This window comes from Streptomyces sp. CC0208, assembly GCF_003443735.1.
GTDB classification, from domain to species: Bacteria; Actinomycetota; Actinomycetes; order Streptomycetales; family Streptomycetaceae; genus Streptomyces; species Streptomyces sviceus.
The window spans coordinates 7,867,119-7,882,623 of record NZ_CP031969.1; the positions used below are offsets into that span (position 1 = coordinate 7,867,119).

At 72.6% G+C, this 15,505-nt stretch carries 14 protein-coding genes; 4 read left to right on the forward strand and 10 right to left on the reverse strand.

Annotated features, from left to right (window positions below; translation table 11 throughout):
• The gene (locus tag D1369_RS36170) at window positions 1-3,354 is read right to left on the reverse strand and encodes a S8 family serine peptidase (protein ID WP_237557597.1); all 3,354 of its coding nucleotides are present in this window, start codon (window positions 3,352-3,354) and stop codon (window positions 1-3) included.
• Between the two features lie 31 nt (window positions 3,355-3,385).
• On the reverse strand, window positions 3,386-4,153 hold the full coding sequence (locus D1369_RS36175) for a DUF3152 domain-containing protein (RefSeq protein WP_050789674.1): 768 nt from the start codon (window positions 4,151-4,153) through the stop codon (window positions 3,386-3,388).
• 158 nt (window positions 4,154-4,311) lie between these two features.
• Between D1369_RS36175 and D1369_RS36180 the strand changes: the two genes are divergently transcribed.
• From D1369_RS36180 to D1369_RS36190, 3 genes are read left to right on the forward strand one after another with little or no spacing between them, the layout of a single operon-like run.
• Entirely contained in the window at window positions 4,312-5,007 is a 696-nt protein-coding gene (locus D1369_RS36180) for a response regulator transcription factor (protein WP_007380265.1), read from the forward strand.
• On the forward strand, window positions 5,004-6,464 hold the full coding sequence (locus D1369_RS36185) for a HAMP domain-containing sensor histidine kinase (protein WP_240436117.1): 1,461 nt from the start codon (window positions 5,004-5,006) through the stop codon (window positions 6,462-6,464). The genes D1369_RS36180 and D1369_RS36185 overlap by 4 nt, the downstream gene beginning before the upstream one ends.
• Window positions 6,461-7,006, forward strand: coding sequence for a hypothetical protein (locus tag D1369_RS36190; RefSeq protein ID WP_007380263.1), 546 nt, complete (start codon window positions 6,461-6,463; stop codon window positions 7,004-7,006). Before D1369_RS36185 ends, D1369_RS36190 begins: the two co-directional genes overlap by 4 nt.
• Here the strand turns inward: D1369_RS36190 and D1369_RS36195 are convergent.
• The 5 genes from D1369_RS36195 to D1369_RS36215 all read right to left on the reverse strand — a co-directional run bounded on the left by D1369_RS36195 (window position 6,972) and on the right by D1369_RS36215 (window position 11,076).
• Entirely contained in the window at window positions 6,972-7,370 is a 399-nt protein-coding gene (locus D1369_RS36195) for a metalloregulator ArsR/SmtB family transcription factor (protein ID WP_007380262.1), read from the reverse strand. The two genes, D1369_RS36190 and D1369_RS36195, sit on opposite strands and share 35 nt — an antisense overlap.
• A gap of 155 nt (window positions 7,371-7,525) precedes the next feature.
• Window positions 7,526-7,900, reverse strand: coding sequence for a hypothetical protein (locus D1369_RS36200; RefSeq protein WP_007380261.1), 375 nt, complete (start codon window positions 7,898-7,900; stop codon window positions 7,526-7,528).
• Between the two features lie 220 nt (window positions 7,901-8,120).
• A complete protein-coding gene (locus D1369_RS36205) occupies window positions 8,121-9,878 on the reverse strand; it encodes a SpoIIE family protein phosphatase (protein WP_118082846.1) in 1,758 nt (585 codons plus the stop codon).
• 92 nt (window positions 9,879-9,970) lie between these two features.
• The gene (locus D1369_RS36210) at window positions 9,971-10,252 is read right to left on the reverse strand and encodes a hypothetical protein (RefSeq protein ID WP_202477309.1); all 282 of its coding nucleotides are present in this window, start codon (window positions 10,250-10,252) and stop codon (window positions 9,971-9,973) included.
• A gap of 2 nt (window positions 10,253-10,254) precedes the next feature.
• Window positions 10,255-11,076, reverse strand: a complete 822-nt coding sequence (locus tag D1369_RS36215; RefSeq protein WP_007380258.1) for a phytanoyl-CoA dioxygenase family protein — start codon at window positions 11,074-11,076, stop codon at window positions 10,255-10,257.
• A gap of 70 nt (window positions 11,077-11,146) precedes the next feature.
• Here D1369_RS36215 and D1369_RS36220 point away from each other — a divergent pair, with 70 nt between their 5' ends.
• Window positions 11,147-11,923, forward strand: coding sequence for an AraC family transcriptional regulator (locus tag D1369_RS36220; RefSeq protein WP_118082847.1), 777 nt, complete (start codon window positions 11,147-11,149; stop codon window positions 11,921-11,923).
• Between the two features lie 36 nt (window positions 11,924-11,959).
• On the opposite strand, the gene D1369_RS36225 is transcribed toward D1369_RS36220, so the two are convergent.
• From D1369_RS36225 to D1369_RS36235, 3 genes are all read right to left on the reverse strand, one after another.
• Window positions 11,960-12,859, reverse strand: coding sequence for an amidohydrolase family protein (locus D1369_RS36225; protein WP_118082848.1), 900 nt, complete (start codon window positions 12,857-12,859; stop codon window positions 11,960-11,962).
• A 100-nt stretch (window positions 12,860-12,959) separates the two neighbouring features.
• On the reverse strand, window positions 12,960-14,228 hold the full coding sequence (locus tag D1369_RS36230) for a VWA-like domain-containing protein (RefSeq protein WP_007380256.1): 1,269 nt from the start codon (window positions 14,226-14,228) through the stop codon (window positions 12,960-12,962).
• Between the two features lie 44 nt (window positions 14,229-14,272).
• Window positions 14,273-15,493, reverse strand: coding sequence for a MoxR family ATPase (locus D1369_RS36235; RefSeq protein ID WP_118082849.1), 1,221 nt, complete (start codon window positions 15,491-15,493; stop codon window positions 14,273-14,275).
• Window positions 15,494-15,505: the final 12 nt, after the last annotated feature.

Here is a 15,505-nt window from a genome sequence, read left to right on the forward strand (position 1 = left end):
TCACAGGGTGGTCAGGTAGGCCCTTTCGATCGTCTGGGTCAGGGTGTTGCCCGCCCGGTCGGTCAGCTCCGCGCGCAGGGAGACGGAGCCCGCCGTCGCCGGATGCTTGAGCGACAGGTGCGTGCCGCCGACGGACCGGGCGGGCTGCCAGGTCCTTCCTTCGTCGTACGACACCTGGAAGGCGAGCTCCGCCGGGCGCTGCCCCGCGGCCGCGCCCTCGACGGTGAAGGGCACCTCGAAGGGCTTGCCCGCCTTCGCCGTGCCGGCGAGGGTCAGGTCGGGGCTGAAACGGACCGTGGACAGCGGAAGCGAGGTGAACTCGTCCTCCGGGGTCTTCGCCGAGCGGAAGGTCCACTCCGCGCGGACCCGGGTGCTGACCGGATACACGGCCGGGTCACGGGAGTTGTCCACGGTCAGCCTGTACGCGGTGTCCTCGGCCGGTACCGTGTACTCGGTGACCCCGTCCGTCGGAGGGATGCCGTAGTCGTCGGCGATCTCCTTGCCGTTCGCCTCCAGCCTGGACGTCACCGCGGTGGTGTTGCTGGTGCCCCAGTGTCCGGCGCCGTCGCCGAACAGCGGGACGTACGCCCTGACGGTGTTCCCCGTGCGAGCGACGCCGGGGAAGCCCCTGGCCGGTCCGAGCTGGCCGGTGCCGGCCAGTGCCGGGCCGAAGACGCCGACGTTGAAGCGCTCCTGGTAGGTGTGACCGGCCTTCCAGATCCGCGGCATCCTCATGAGGAAGTTCTCGAAGACCGAGTCCTGGCTGTCGCCCGAGACCTGCCAGGTGCGCATGGACCACTTCACCCCGTTGTCGAGGATGTACTCGGTGCTCTTGAACGGCAGGTCGCCCCGCATGTCGGTGAAGCCGAAGACCAGTTCGCCGTCGGGCAGGTGCGGGCTCACCTCGGCCTGGACACGGCGGCCGTCGACCGCCTCGCCCACCTGGAGGTCGACCTTCGCCAAGTGCTTCCGCCGGACCTTGGCGGTGAAACCGTCCACGCTGCCCTCGCGGAACCAGGCCGCGTGGTAGTTGACCCGGTCGCCGTCCGCGCCCCGGCCGCTCCAGCCACCGGAGTACAGGGCGTTGAGACCCTCCACCGGCTCCCCGCCGCCCAGCCGCCCGAACCGCGAGCCCGCGAAACTCGGCATCATGTACTGGAGCGAACCGTCCCGCTTGCCCTCGCCGCGCCCGAAGCCGATCAGGACGGTGGCGTCGGTGTTCTCGGCCGCCGGGTCCGGCACGGTGATCTCCACCGGCTTCGCCTGCCGGGCGTCCACGGTGACGGTCTTGTCGCCGTCCAGCCGGAACCTCGGCTCCACCAGAATGCCGTGGCCGGGCGACGAGGTCTCCGGGTGGATGACCCCGCTGAGGATGTAGTCGCCCTTGGGCAGCCGCACCGTCAGTTCGCCGTCCTGCTCGTCGGCGTACTCGGCGTAGAAGTCGCCGTCGAAGTCGGCGACGGCGGTGACGGCGTCCCCGGTCGGCCGGCCGTTCTCGTCGAGGTGCTTGAGCGTCAGGCTGTACGACTCCACCTCGCGCGCCGCGCCTATCGCGGACCGCGCCTGGACCTTGCCGTCGGACGACGTGGCCTGCACCGAACCGCCGAAGCTGCCGTCGGCGCTCCCCGCGCGGGTGTCCGCCGTGACCTCGGCGCTGGTGGTGCCGCCCGCCGGGACGGTGATCCGCCGCGGGGACACGCTGAACATGCCCTCGGCGGCGGGCTTGCCGTCCACCGCGAAGGCGTCGACGGACAGGTCGAGGGTGACCGGCTCGGTGCCGAGGTTGCGGTAGGTGAGCTGCTTCGTGGACGGCTTGTCGTCGTCGTGCGGCCACTGCTGCTCGCCGAAGTCGAGCGGTCCCTGCTCGGTGACGACGTTCTGGTCCAGCGCCCGGACCAGATCGGTACGGCCGGTGCCCTGCTGGAAGGAGCTGTATGTCCCCGGCTTCGCGGAGCCGGTGAGGACCGCCTTGAGACGCTCGCCGCTCCAGTCTGGATGCTGCTGGGCGAGGAGGGCGGCGGCGCCCGCGACATGCGGGGTTGCCATGGACGTACCGTCGAGGGTCGCGTAGCCAGGGACGCCGGAGGGGTATTCCTTCTCGATGAGGCTGCCGGCCGCCGCCGCTGCCGTGATCTCGACACCGGGCGCGGTCAGGTCCGGCTTGACGCCGCTGTCCCCGACTCGCGGGCCGCGGCTGGAGAAGGCGGCGAGCGCGTCGGACTTGTCGACCGCGCCGACGGTGAGCGCGGCGTCCGCGCTGCCGGGCGAGCCGACCGTGCCCTCGCCGAACTCGCCCTCGTTGCCCGCCGCCACGACGAAGAGCGTGTCGGATTCGGCGGAGAGCCGGTCCACGGCCTCCTCCATCGGGTCGGTGCCCGGCAGATCGGTGCCGCCGAGGCTGAGGTTGACGACGTCCGCCTTCTGGGCCACCGCCCACTCCATGCCGGCGATGATCCCGGAGTCCGAGCCGAAGCCGGTGTCGTCCAGGACCTTGCCGTTGAGGATCTTCGCGCCCGGCGCGACCCCCTTGTACCTGCCCCCGGACTTGGCGCCGGTGCCGGCCACGGTGGACGCCACGTGCGTACCGTGTCCGAACTTGTCGCCGGTACCGTCCGAGCCCGAGAAGTCCTTCTCCTCGACGACCTGGTGCGCGAGATCGGGGTGGGAGGTGTCGATCCCGGTGTCCAGGACGGCGACCTTCACCCCGGTGCCGTCGTATCCGGCGGCCCAAGCGGCAGGTGCGCCGATCTGCGGGACGCTCTTGTCGAGCGAGGCCTTGCGCCGGCCGTCCAGCCAGACCTTCTCGACAGCCCCGGACTTGTCGGCGGTGACAGCGTCCCAGAAGTCGGCCGTCCGCTTCTTGGCGGAACGCATCGACTTGCCGTTGACCACCGGCAACGTACGGCCCATCCGGGCTCCGGCCTCGGTGAACGGGCTCATCGAGGGCGCCTTCTTGCCCTTGAACGTGACGATCAGCGGTACGTCGGACCGGCCCGCGTCGTCGTAGCCGTCCTTGAGCAGCTGGGTCACGTCGAACAGCCTCGCGTCCAACGTGCCCTGCGCGAGCAGTAGTTCGGCGTCGCCGGGAACGACCCGGGTGTGTCCGGCGACCTCCCGGATCGAGAACGGCACGTCCTTTCGGCCTGGTGCCCGCTCCACTCCGGCGACCTGGCCCTTGTCGCCGACCAGGACCCGGTCGCCGGTGACCAGCGTGACCGTCCGTACCGCGGCGGCCGTACGACCGCCCCCGGTGTCCACGGCTCCCGCACCGGCCGGCAGCCCGGCGAGGACCAGGGCGACGGAAGCCACCCCCGCGGCCATGGCCGCATGTCTGTGGCCTGCGCGTAACTCCATCTGAACTCCTGACAGTTGGGGGATCAATGCGTCACGGGGCGGAGGGACCCGTGACGGGGCGGCCGTCGCTGTCGTACGGCCAGACATTGGGGACGCAGCCGAGCAGGCCCTTGATCTGCTGCATCATCGCGGGGGCCGGCTGCCCCTTGCCCGGGCAGGTCACATGCCCGTGGCCGAGGAAGTGGCCCACCTCGTGGTTGATGATCAGCGAGCGGTATCCGACGATGTCCCTGCGGTAGAACTCGGTGGCCAGGACCCAGCGCCTGAGGTTGACCATCACGTTCTGGTTCACGCTGCAGTTGACCTTGCCACCGGTGTCGAGGCCGCCCTCGGCGCAGATCCGGTCGACGGTCGCCGGGGTGGCGAGGCGGACCACGAAGTCGGTCGGGCCGCCGGACACCCGCTGGAACGCCGAGTGGCCGTCGGCCGTCCAGCCGCGCGGGTCGGCCAGGGTCCGCTCCACCTGTGCGGCGACGTCCTCGGGGGAGATCGTGATGCCCTTCTCCACCTCGACCCGGTAGCGCAGCGGCGTGCCCTTGCCGACCCGTCCGCTCCCGCCGGGCGCGGTGACGAAGGTCCCCGGACCGCTCTGGGGGAGGGGAGTCGTGGAGGGGCTGGGAGGCGCGCCGGACTCTTCCGGTTCCGGTGACCCGGTGGTCTCTTGGGGCTTCGGACTCTCAACGGGCTTGAGCGCCGCGGACGTTCGTGCCGAGTCGGACGGCAGCCACGCCACCACCGCGCCACCGACGGCCGCGAAGGCCGCCAACGCGGCCAGTCCGCCCACCAGTTGGTGCTTCACGCTCCGCTCGGAGCGCTTCCGGCGACGGCGGCCGGCGGGGTTTCGTTTGTGCGCTGTCACGGTGGTTCACGATGTGATCGCCATGTGATCGGACCTGGCCCGGCAGGTAACGAACCGATAACCCTCCTAGCGGTCATGGTCGTGTGGATACTGTGCGCATGTCACGTGTACTGCTGATCGAGGACGACCCCGCCGTGCGGGAGGGCGTCGCCCTGGCCCTGCGCCGCCAGAACCACGACGTCGACGCCACCGCGACCGGCGAGGAGGGGATGGACCGGCTGCGGGCCTTCCGGCCGGACATCGTTGTCCTCGATCTGATGCTGCCCGGCATGACCGGCCTGGAGGTGTGCCGGGGCATACGGGCCGTCGACCAGACCCTGCCGATCATCATGGCGACGGCACGGGGCGAGGAAGTGGACATCGTCGTCGGTCTGGAGGCGGGCGCCGACGACTACGTCGTCAAACCCGTCCTGGCCCGGGTGCTCGACGCCCGCATACGCGCCGTCCTGCGCAGGGCGGCGGGGGGCACGCCCGGCGCCGAGGGGCTGCCGAAGATCGACACCTACGGCGATCTGGCCGTCGACCGGGCCGGCCTGACCGTCGCGCTGAACGGCGAGCCGATCGCCCTCGCCCCCTCCGAGCTGCGGCTCCTGCTCACCCTCTCCGCCTCGCCGGGCCAGGTGTTCAGCCGCCAGCAACTCCTGGAGGCGGTCTGGGAGCACGACTACCACGGTGACGCCCGCCTGGTGGACGCCTGCGTCAAGCGGCTGCGCACCAAGATGTCCGAGCCGCCGCGCGCACCCCGCTACATCCACACCGTGCGCGGTTTCGGCTACCGCTTCTCGGCGCCGTGAGGAGACGCCGGCTGCGAGGCCTGCGGGCCCGGCTGGTGGTGGCCTTCGGGCTCGTCGCCGCCGTCGCGGCCATCACGACCGGGGCCCTCACCTTCCGGGAGGCGCGCACCGGAGTGCTCCAGCAGAGCCAGGACGCCACCATCAGACAACTGCGGGCCCAGCTCAACCAGCACGCCGCCGAACTCGCCCTGCCCCCCGACGAATCGGCGCTGCGGAAGTTCGCGCAGGACACGGCCGCCACCGAGTCCCAGGGCAGCTGGCGGGTGCTGGTGACCTACGGGGACCTCAGGGGCGCCTCCACACCGGGAGACCCCTTCACCGAGGTGACCCCCGCCCTGCGGGAGGCCGTCGGATCCAGCCGGGCCACCGTCTTCCAACGGGTGCGCGACCAGGGCCGCACCTCCCTCGTCGTCGGCATGTCGATCCTCTTCGGCGGCCGGGACACCGCCGCCACCGTCACCGGGGTCCAGGTGTTCCTCGTCGTTCCGCAGACCACGGAACAGGCGTACGTCGACGCCCTGGTCACCGCGGTCGAACGGGCCATGGTGGCGGCCCTCGCGCTCGCTGTGGTGCTCGCGCTTCTCGCCGCCCGCGGGGTGCTGGTGCCGGTGCGGAAACTGCGGCTCGCCACCCGCAGGATCGCCGAAGGGCGCCTGGACACCCGGCTCGCGGTCAACGGCTCGGACGAACTCGCCGACCTGTCCCACACGTTCAACGAGACGGCCGCCGCGCTGGAGGCGTCGGTCGCCGAGTTGCGCGAGATGGAGTCCCGGGCCCGCCGTTTCGCCGCCGACGTCTCGCACGAACTGCGCACCCCGCTCGCCGCCATGTCCGCGGTCACCGACGTCCTCGACGAGGACGCCGCCCGACTGGACCCGGACACGGCCACCGCGGTCCGGCTCATCAGCGAGGAGACCGTCAAACTCGCCCGTCTCGTCGACGACCTGATGGAGATCTCCCGCTTCGACGCGGGCGCGGCGGTGCTGCACCTGGACGAGATCGACCTCGCCGAGTCGATCCGCCGCACCCTCGCCTCCCGCGGCTGGACCGACACGGTGGAGACCGACCTGCCGCCACCGGACGCGGTCCGCGGCAGCGTCGACCCGCGCCGCCTCGACGTGGTCGTCGCCAACCTGGTCGGCAACGCGCTCAAGCACGGCGGCCGTCCGGTGCGGGTACGCCTGAGCGCAGGTGACGCGGTGGCCGTCATCGAGGTGCGGGACAGCGGACCCGGCATCCCGGCCCACGTCCTGCCCCATGTCTTCGAGCGGTTCTACAAGTCGGACACCGCCCGGATCCGCTCCGAGGGCAGCGGCCTGGGTCTCGCCATCACCGCCGAGAACGTCCGCATCCACGGCGGCACCGTCCACGCGGCCAACCACCCGGCGGGCGGCGCCGTCTTCACCGTAGAACTTCCGCTGCGGCGGGACGAGTCCCCCGAGGAGAACCCGTCATGAAGGCCCTGCGCCGCGTGCCGCTGCTGGCGCTCCTCGCGCTCACCTCCTGCGGGATCCCCGCGACCGGGGTGGTGCAGGCCGGCGGCCCCGCGAGCGGGACCCTCCCGCAGACGCCGGTCTACTTCGTCGAGAAGAACGGCGCCCTCGCCGCGGTGCCCCGCACGACCGAGCTGCCCGGTGATCCCGAGGCGGCGCTGCGGCTGCTGATGGCCGGCCCGCTGGAGGGGGAGGGGCGCCTGGGCGGCCTGCTCACCGACGTACCGGGCCTGCCGACCTCCGCCGCCCTCCCCACGGCCACCGCCGAAGCGCCCGGCGAGCCCTCGTCGGACGCCCCGACGGTGACCGTCGAGGGGAGCACGATGACGATCGAACTCCCTCCGGGCATGGACACGTTGAGCGACACCGGGGTGCGGCAGATGATCTGCACGGCCGCCGCCGCGTACCGCCTCACGCGCCCGTCGGTCGACGCGGTCACCGCGGAGGTGGCCGACGGTGCCGGACGGCGGGTCAGGGGGTCGGACGAGGGCTGCCCCGATCGGTGAGGAGTCTTCCCGTCGCGGGAGTTTCCGTCTCGGTGGTGTCGGCCTCCTGGAGCTGGCTCAGGAGCTGGTTCTGGCCCGCCAGCAGTTCCGTGAGGATGCGGCGGGCGGCGCGCAGGAGTTCGGCGACGTCCCCGCCGGCGAGGGCGTAACTCACCGTGGAGCCCTCGCGGGTGGACACGACGATGCCCGAGCGCCGCAGCACGGCCAGCTGCTGGGAGAGGCTGGAGGGCTCGATGTCGATGTCGGCGAGCAGGTCGCGGACCGGCACGGGCCCGTGCTGGAGCAGTTCCAGGACGCGGATGCGCACGGGGTGGCCGAGCATGCGGAAGAAGTCCGCCTTGGCCTGGTAGAGGGGGACGTGCATGGGCGGCGCTCGCTCCCTGCCGGACGGTACGGGGTCGTCGGTGCCGATCCTGCTGGGCAGGGACGCCGGGCGGCCACGGATTGGGCTCATGTGGATGTGGTGACTTGAAGAAGTCTTCACATCGTGGGCGCACGGCGTCCCGGCCAGAAGCCGCGCTAGATCTCCAACTGCTCCTCCACGCGCTTGAGTTGGTGCCGGGCCATCGCCAGGTTCGAGCGGGACTTGTCGAGGACCAGGTAGAGGAACAGCCCGTTGCCGGTGCGGCCGGTCACCAGGCGGATGAGGTGGTACTGGTTCTCGAGCGTGATCAGGATGTCCTCGATGGCGCTCTTGAGCCCCAGCTGTTCCATGGTGCGGACCTTGGCGCGGATGACGTCGGTGTTGCCGGCCGCCGCGACCGTCGGGTCCAGGTCCTTGCCGCCGCCCAGGGTGCCCAGCGCCATTCCGCTGGTGTAGTCGACGACCGCGGCCGCCACCGCCCCTTCGGTCCCGGCCATCATCTCCTTCAGCGACACTTCCACACTCGCCACGGTGCCTCCCCTTGTGCCTGTGGGTCGCGGCGGACCCGTGCTCGGGCCCGTCCGCCGGATTCCGGGACCGTATGCGCGGAGCGGCGGGCCGGGCGCGGGGGTCTTCGGGACTGCCTCCCGTTGACCGATCGCCATACCGAGAGGACCGCCTGCGGGGCCACAACTGGCCTTCCAGGGGCGGAAGATGACGCCTGGAGCGGACTCCGCGCTTCCTGGGTCTTTACAGGGTGCGGGCCGCCAGGAGCGTGACGTCGTCCTCGGACTTGGCGGGGGCCAGCCGGTCGAGGACGGTGTTCAGGATGTCCGGCAGGGGATGCCCGGCCGCGATGGGCGTGCCGGCCAGTGCGGCGAGGCTCGTGTCGATGTCCTCGCCGCGCCGCTCCACGAGCCCGTCGGTGTAGGCCAGCAGCAGGGTGCCCGCCGGCATCGGACAGTGCCGGCTCTCGTATCCGCCGGACCCCGTGCCCAGGGGAGGGCCGACCGGCAGGTCCGCGAGCTCGGGGAGGGCGCCGGGCCGGACCAGCAGGGGCGGGACATGGCCGGCGGTGGCCAGGACTGCGTGTCCGGCGGCGGGGTCCAGGAGGGCCAGCACACAGGTGGCGACACGGTCCAGGTCGAGCGCGTGGGCGGTGCGGTCCGCCTCGGTGAGCAACCGGTCGGGGGCGAGCCCCTGCAGGGCCAGCGCGCGCAGCAGCGAACGGTACTCGCTCATGGCCGCGGCGGCCCGCACCCCGTGCCCCATGACGTCCCCGACCACGAGCAGGGTGCGTCCGGAGGGCAGCGCCACGGCGTCGAACCAGTCGCCGCCCACCTCGGCGCCCCGCCCGGCGGGCAGATAACGGCTGGCGATCTCCACGCCAGGGCCCGGTATGTGCGGGGTGGCCAGGAAGGCGCGCTGCATCTCCAGCGCGGTCTCGTGCTCGTGGGTGTAGCGCAGGGCGTGCCCGATGCCGGTCGCGGCCCGCGCGGTCAGCAGCTCCAGCAGTTCGACGTCGTCCGGCGTGAACTCGGGGGAGTGCGCCCTGCGGCCGAGCATGACCGCCCCGACGGGCTCGCCGCCGACCATGAGGGGCAGACAGGCCACGGAGTGCAGTTCCAGGGCGCGGTAGCGCTCCAGCCGCTGCCGGGTGGGGGCGAACATGCGCAGGGTGTCGTCGTCGGGCCGGTTGAGCACCACGGGCTTGTGTGCGGTCAGCACCTGGGACATCGACGAACTGGCCTGGTGGAAGATCACCTCGCCGCTTCTGGTCGCCGGGGTGAGCGGCTCGGGCAGACCGGGAGCGGCGGCCACCGCCATGCGCCGCAGCCGCACCGGGACGGGGGTGGCAGGGGCTCTGCGCGTGCCCTCGGGGTCGAGCACGTCCACGGCGGCGTAGTCGGCGAACCGCGGCACCAGCAGGTCGGTCAGGGCCCGGCAGGCCTCCGCCGCGTCGAGCGTGCCGCCGACCCGGGCGGCGGTCTCCTCCAGCAGCTCCAGACGCTCCCGGGCCCGACTGAGCGACTCGCGCTGCCGGATGCCCTCGGTGATCTCCATGACGACCGCGGCGACCCCGAGGATCTCGCCGTCCTCACCGTCGAGCCGGTGGAAGGCGCCGAGCCACCAGCGCGGCACGTCCACCGTGGGGTCGGGCACCCGGCCGTCGAACACGACCGTCTGCGGCCGTCCGGTACGGAGTACTTCGCGGGCCACCTCCGCCGAGGGCCCGGAGCCGGGGATCACCTCCGGCATGGGGCGGCCGAGGTGCTCGTCGACGGGCAGCCCGTTGAACTCGGCCAGGGTGTCGTTGAGGTACAGATAGCGCAGGTCGGCGTCCAGGACCGCGACGGCCGCCGGTGTCCCGTCCAGGAACCGGCGGGCCGTCCACAACTCGTCCAGTACCTGCCCCGTCCCCGCCGCCCGGGCCGCCTCCGACAGCTCCCGCAGCGTCCCCGAGGACAGGAAGGGGGCGGATCGCGCGGACGAGCGGGGGTGGGTCATCTGGTGTGATTCCTCGAAGATCCGGAGTCCGATTCGTCATACTTATGGCGTATTGGACCACATTCCGAGGTGTCACGGCTATGAGCTGTGTCTCATCCGCCGCTCACCAGCTTCTCGAAGAAGAACTCGTGCTTGAGGAACGACGTCTCGTGCTCCGTCCCCGGATAGGGCGGGACGAGCTGCGCGGCCTGGAAGAGCCGCCAGCCGTCCTCCAGGGCGGCGACACCCGTCTCGTACGGCGGCTCGTCGCTGTCCCCGGTCGTGGGACGGGTGGCGCCCGTGCCGTCGTAGCGGGCCCAGCCGACGACCCGCGAGTCGAGCGCGGAGGTGTCCAGGTACAGGACGAGAACCTGCTGGCGCACGGTGGTGGACATGGTCACGCCTGGCTCCTTCGTGCGGCGGGCCGGTTGGCGATACGGGTGGCCCAGTACTCGATGTCGAACGCGGGATCACCGGACAGGGCCCGCCACAGCCTGATCCGGTTGAGGATCTCCAGTCGACCGGTGGCCTGCTCGTACCAGGGGAAACCGCGCCCCAGCTCCTCCCGGACGGCGGGCGCGTCCAGGTCCGCCGTGTCCCACAGCCGCACCTGGGGCACGGTCGGATTGAAGCGGATCTTGTACATGTGGCGGACGATGTCGCTGTCGTTGCGCCGCCCGCCGTGCCAGATCCCGTGGTGCAGCAGCACGACCGTGCCGGCCGGGCAGGTCAGCCGGGTCTGGCCGCGCAGGTTCTGGTAGCGGCCGGTGTCGGACTCGTTGGTGCGGCGCAGATGGCTGCCGGGCACGATGAGCGTGCCACCCATCTCGGCGGTGACCTCCTGCGGGTAGTACATGAGCTGGACGTCGAACGCGTCGGGCCGCAGATCGATGACGGCGTCCCCGTGCAGCGGCTGCGCGCTGCCCTCGCGCGGCTCACGGATGTGCACGTAATGGTGGTCGACGGTCGGATCCGGGCCCACCAGACTCTCCAACGCCCCCGCGACGGCGGGCAGTTCGACGAGCCGGCGGGCGAAGGAACCCTCGGGGAACGCCTTCGGCACGGGAGTGCCGTACGGCACGGAGGGCAGCCCGGCGGTGAAGACCGCGAGTGCCTCCTCGTTCATCTCCGGGGGCACGATGCCGTCCAGGCGCAGAAAGCCGTGGGCCACGAACCGCGCCACCTGGGTGGAGTTCAGCAGCTGTCGTGTGGTTGACATACGGCAACCGTAGGAACAGCCGCCCGGATGGTCGTGGGCTGTAATCGACGACCACTGGTAATTTTCCACCATGACCCGCCACGTCGACCTGGCCCTCGACCTGCCCCCGCACGTGGAGAACGCGGGCATCGGCGTACACGGCTCCGCGGGCCCCCACGACGTGTTCCGCCTCCCGCGCCTGTGGCAGCTCCATCTCTACGGCTACTCGGGCGCCCTGGAGCTCGGCGGCTCCCGGCACCCGATCCGCCCCGGCCATGTGAGCCTCGTCCCGCCCGACACCGAGGTGCACTTCCACTACGACGCCACGCGCTGCGAGCACCTGTACGCCCACTTCAGGCTGCCGGGCGGGGGCGAGCGGCGCCGGGTCCCGGTGATGCAGGACGCCGGCGCGGACGCGGCCGTACTGACCGGGCTGCTGCGGCAGACGGTCGCGGCGAGCACGCAGTCCCCGGCCCGGGCCTCCGCCGAGCTGTGGACGGTGCTGTGGCGCACGACCGGCCTGGCCGGCACCGGTGAGGACCGGGCCCGGCACCCCGCGCTGCGGACGGCGATCGCGCACATCGAGGAGCACCTGGCCGGCCCCCTGACCGTGCCCGGCATCGCCCGTGCCGCCGGGGTCTCGCACACCCACCTGACCCGGCTGTTCCGCGAGGACACCGGACACACCGTCGTCGCCTACATCCGGCGCCGTCGCATGGAACGCGCGCGGCACCTGCTCATCGCCTCGACGCTGGCCATCCCGGCGATCGCGGCGACCGTCGGCATCCCCGATCTCCAGGCCTTCAACAAGACCTGCCGCAAGGAGCTGGGGGCCTCGCCACGGGCCGTACGGGAGCGGCACGGCTAGAGAACGGCGCGCTCCGCTCGAGAACGCGCCGCGCCGTCATTCCTTCCCGGTGAGCAGTCGCCGGGGGTTGGCGATCCGGAAGGCGTAGGCCGCCGCTCCGCCGAGCCCGTGGCCGGGGTGCTGCGGCGGCTCCGCGTACGGCCGGTCCGAGCCCTGGACCACGGCTTCCACGCCCAGGGCGCGCACGACGGACTCGACCGCGCGCGGCCCGTACGAGGACGTCTCGACGAACACCGACGGGTCCGGCTGTGTCCCGCCGCCCCCGCGCGCGGCGAACCGCTCCCCGTGCAGCGGCGCGAGCCCGGCCAGCAGCGCGAAGCAGACCCGCAGCCGTGGGTGGCGGGGGCGGCCGTAGGCGCGGAAGGCGAACCAGGCGGCGTGCATCTGCTGGACGTAGGGGACCATCGCGGGCCACCACCCGGGCCCCTCGGAGCCACCGGCCGCGGGTCCGGGGTGGACGAACAGCGGCAGGTCGCGCTCCTCCAGCAGATCCAGCAGGGGCGCACACCGGGCGTAACCGGCCGCGTCCATCAGGGCGTTGGCGGGCAGCTGGAGGCCGACGAACCCCTGGTCGAGGTGACCGGCCGTCGCCCTGGCATCGATGTCCCGCACACAGGCGGCGGCCCACGCCCCGAACGGCTCGGGCAGCGCGGCCGCGCCCTCGTGATAGGCGTCGAGCAGCGGCCGCGCCTCGGCCCCGGGCAGCCACTCCACGCCGATCGGCGCCGAGAGGGAGACGAGCGCGAGGCCGAGGCCGTCGGTGGCGGCGAGTTCCGCGCGCAGGGCCACGTCGTGGTCGGCGGGCGGCAGGTCGTAGGGCGGCTCACCGTCCAGGTACAGCGTCCAGCCGTCCAGGTACGGCGGCTCGCGACGCGCCCTCAAGGCCGTCACCAGCGACGGGCTCCACAGATGCTGGTGCACGTCGACATTGGTCATGGCGCTCCTCCCACCCAGGCCCGCGATGTGCTCCGACTCCGCGGACCCCCATGATCTCGTGGGCCACCGCCCCCACGTCCACCCCGCGGGGGTTTGTGGTTCAGCGAGTTCCGGATGCCGAGCCGATCTCCACCACGCGGGCCCAGGCGGGCGGTGAGTCCGGTTCGTACTCGGGATTGTTCTCGCGTCGCGGCCGGCTCCTTACCGGCCGGGGGAACAGACCGATGACGGTACGGCATGAGGGCTGTGCGGCCGGCCAGGGTGTCTGTCCGTCGGTCAGGGCCACGACGACGTCCGGCCGGGGTCGCGAGCGCAGCGCCTTCTCGAAGCCCGTGCGCAGGTCGGTGCCCCCACCGCCGACCAGCGGGATGCCCTCGGCCCGGCACAGCGGACGGACCACCCCGGCCGCCGCGTCGCACGAGAGGACGTGGACCAGGTCACGGCGGCCGCCCACGGCACGGGAGATCGCGGCGACCTCCAGGAGCGCACTGCCCAGTTCTCCGTCGCTGACCGAGCCGGAGGTGTCGATGATCACGCAGACCCGGGGCGGCCGGCGCCGCAGGCTCGGCAGGACCGCGCCGGGCACCCCGGCCGAGCGCCGCGACGGACGGCCGTAGCTGTAGTCGTCGCCCGAGCCGGACCCCGAGACCGCCGAGCGAAGCGCCGCGCCCAGCAGGTCCCGCCACGGCTGGGACGGATGGAACGCCTCTTCCGCCCACCGCTGCCAGCCCTGCGGGGTGCTCCCCGGACGCGCCTTGATGCCCTGCGCCACCCGGAAGCGGACCGCGTCCCGCTCCTGCTCGCTCAGCCCGTCCGCCCCGTCGGGGCCCAGGTCCCACGCGCGCTCCAGACCGTCGGCACCGCTGCCGCAGTCCAGCCAGGACAGGTCAAGGGTGAGCGCACCGAGGCTGATCCCGCCCACGTACTCCTCCATGAGCTGACCCTCGGGCAGCTTCAACCGCCACGGCCGCACGGCACCTTCGGGCTGAACCAGGCCGTCGCCGTACACGTCGTCGTTGATCTCGCAGTCCGCGGCGATGTTCATCCGCAGCCGGTCCCCGACCCCGGTCAGCCCGCGCTCCCGGGCGAGGCGGTCACCGCGCCCGTGGTGGTCGCGCAGCAGGTGGGACACCTCGTGCACCCACACGCCCGCCAACTCCTCCACCGGCATCCGGTCCACGAAGGCCGGGGAGACGTAGCACCGCCAGTGCCGGTCGACGGCCATCGTCGGCACCCGCTTCGACTCGACGGTGTGCAGGGCGAACAGCGCGGTGGCGAGGTACGGGCGGGCCCGGGCGGCGTGGAGACGGGCGGCGAACAGCTTGTCGCGGTCCAGGCGGCCCCCCTCCTCGGACGGGTGAGCGCTCATCTCCTCGGACGTGCTGGTGTTCATCTCTTCGGGGGTGTTCATGGTCATCGCCGGCCCTTGGAGGCGGCCGCCGCCCGGTCCGCCCGCCGGGACAGCGCCACCGTTCCGGCGAGCCTCTCGATCGTGGCCGGCACGTCCCAGTCCTGCTGCCGCAGCGAGGCGAGCGTGGTCGCGGGCACGACCACCAGGTCCGGGGCCCCGGTCTCCAGCGCCCGGACCAGCACCGCCCACGCCGCGTCCCAGCGGCCACGGTCCGGACGCGCGCGTACGGCCGCCACCACACCGTCGAGCACGGCCTGCCGCAGGTCGCCCCGCTCGGGCAGGACAGCCCCCGCCGGGTCGGCGAGCACGTCCTCCGGGTCCGGGAGGTCGAGCCGGTCCAGGCTCGCCAGCAGCTCCAGGCCCGGGCCGTCGCCCACCGTGCCCCGGACCAGCAGGGAGAGCACGTCCCGCGCGGAGCCGGCCGCGGTCGCGAAGGCGACCAGGGACAGCGTCATGTCCCAGCTTCGCGGTGACGGCCAGGGACCGCCCCGCCGGGTCTCGTTGGTGGGCAGCCGGTGCACGAGCGTGGGCCGCGCGGCGAGCAGTCCGCACACCGCGCGGCGGGCGAACTCCACGGCCTCCGGCAGCTTCCGCGGATCGAGCCGCGGCAGGGTGGCCCGCGGCCAGGTCCCGCCGAGGCCGCGGACGACGACCTCGTGGTCGTGGGTCCACTGGAGATGGACGAACCGGTTGGCCAGCGGCGGGCTCAGTTCCCAGCCGTCGGCCGCCGAGGACCGGGGGTTGGCGGCGGCCACGATCCGTACCCCGGGCGGCAGTCGGAGCGCGCCGATCCGCCGTTCCAGGACGAGCCTGAGCAGCGCGGCCTGGACGGCGGGCGGCGCGGTGGACAACTCGTCCAGGAACAGCAGTCCCCGGCCGGCCCGCACCAGCCGCACCGCCCAGTCCGGCGGGGCCATCGGAACGCCCTGGGTCGCGGGATCGTCCCCGACCACGGGCAGCCCCGAGAAGTCGGACGGCTCGTGCACGCTGGCGATCACCGTGGTCAGCGGCAGGTCCAGTGCGGTGGCGAGCTGGGTCAGGGCCGCGGTCTTGCCGATGCCCGGCTCACCCCACAGCAGCACCGGCAGATCCGCGGCCACGGCCAGCGTGAGGGCCTCCAGCTGGGAGTCGGGGCGCGGTTCGGTGGTGGAGTCGCGCAGGAGGGTCAACAGGTCGGCGGCGATGTCGAGTTGGGAGGCGGGGGCAGGGCCGGTCATGGGCATGAGTGATCACCT

Coding starts and splice junctions, on each gene's coding strand:
- D1369_RS36190 (WP_007380263.1), top strand. CDS start 6,461: ATGAAGGCCCTGCGCCGCGTGCCGCTGCTGGCGCTCCTCGCGCTCACC.
- D1369_RS36205 (WP_118082846.1), bottom strand. CDS start 9,878: ATGACCCACCCCCGCTCGTCCGCGCGATCCGCCCCCTTCCTGTCCTCG.
- D1369_RS36210 (WP_202477309.1), bottom strand. CDS start 10,252: ATGTCCACCACCGTGCGCCAGCAGGTTCTCGTCCTGTACCTGGACACC.
- D1369_RS36170 (WP_237557597.1), bottom strand. CDS start 3,354: ATGGAGTTACGCGCAGGCCACAGACATGCGGCCATGGCCGCGGGGGTG.
- D1369_RS36215 (WP_007380258.1), bottom strand. CDS start 11,076: ATGTCAACCACACGACAGCTGCTGAACTCCACCCAGGTGGCGCGGTTC.
- D1369_RS36195 (WP_007380262.1), bottom strand. CDS start 7,370: ATGCACGTCCCCCTCTACCAGGCCAAGGCGGACTTCTTCCGCATGCTC.
- D1369_RS36220 (WP_118082847.1), top strand. CDS start 11,147: ATGACCCGCCACGTCGACCTGGCCCTCGACCTGCCCCCGCACGTGGAG.
- D1369_RS36225 (WP_118082848.1), bottom strand. CDS start 12,859: ATGACCAATGTCGACGTGCACCAGCATCTGTGGAGCCCGTCGCTGGTG.
- D1369_RS36235 (WP_118082849.1), bottom strand. CDS start 15,493: ATGCCCATGACCGGCCCTGCCCCCGCCTCCCAACTCGACATCGCCGCC.
- D1369_RS36230 (WP_007380256.1), bottom strand. CDS start 14,228: ATGAGCGCTCACCCGTCCGAGGAGGGGGGCCGCCTGGACCGCGACAAG.
- D1369_RS36180 (WP_007380265.1), top strand. CDS start 4,312: ATGTCACGTGTACTGCTGATCGAGGACGACCCCGCCGTGCGGGAGGGC.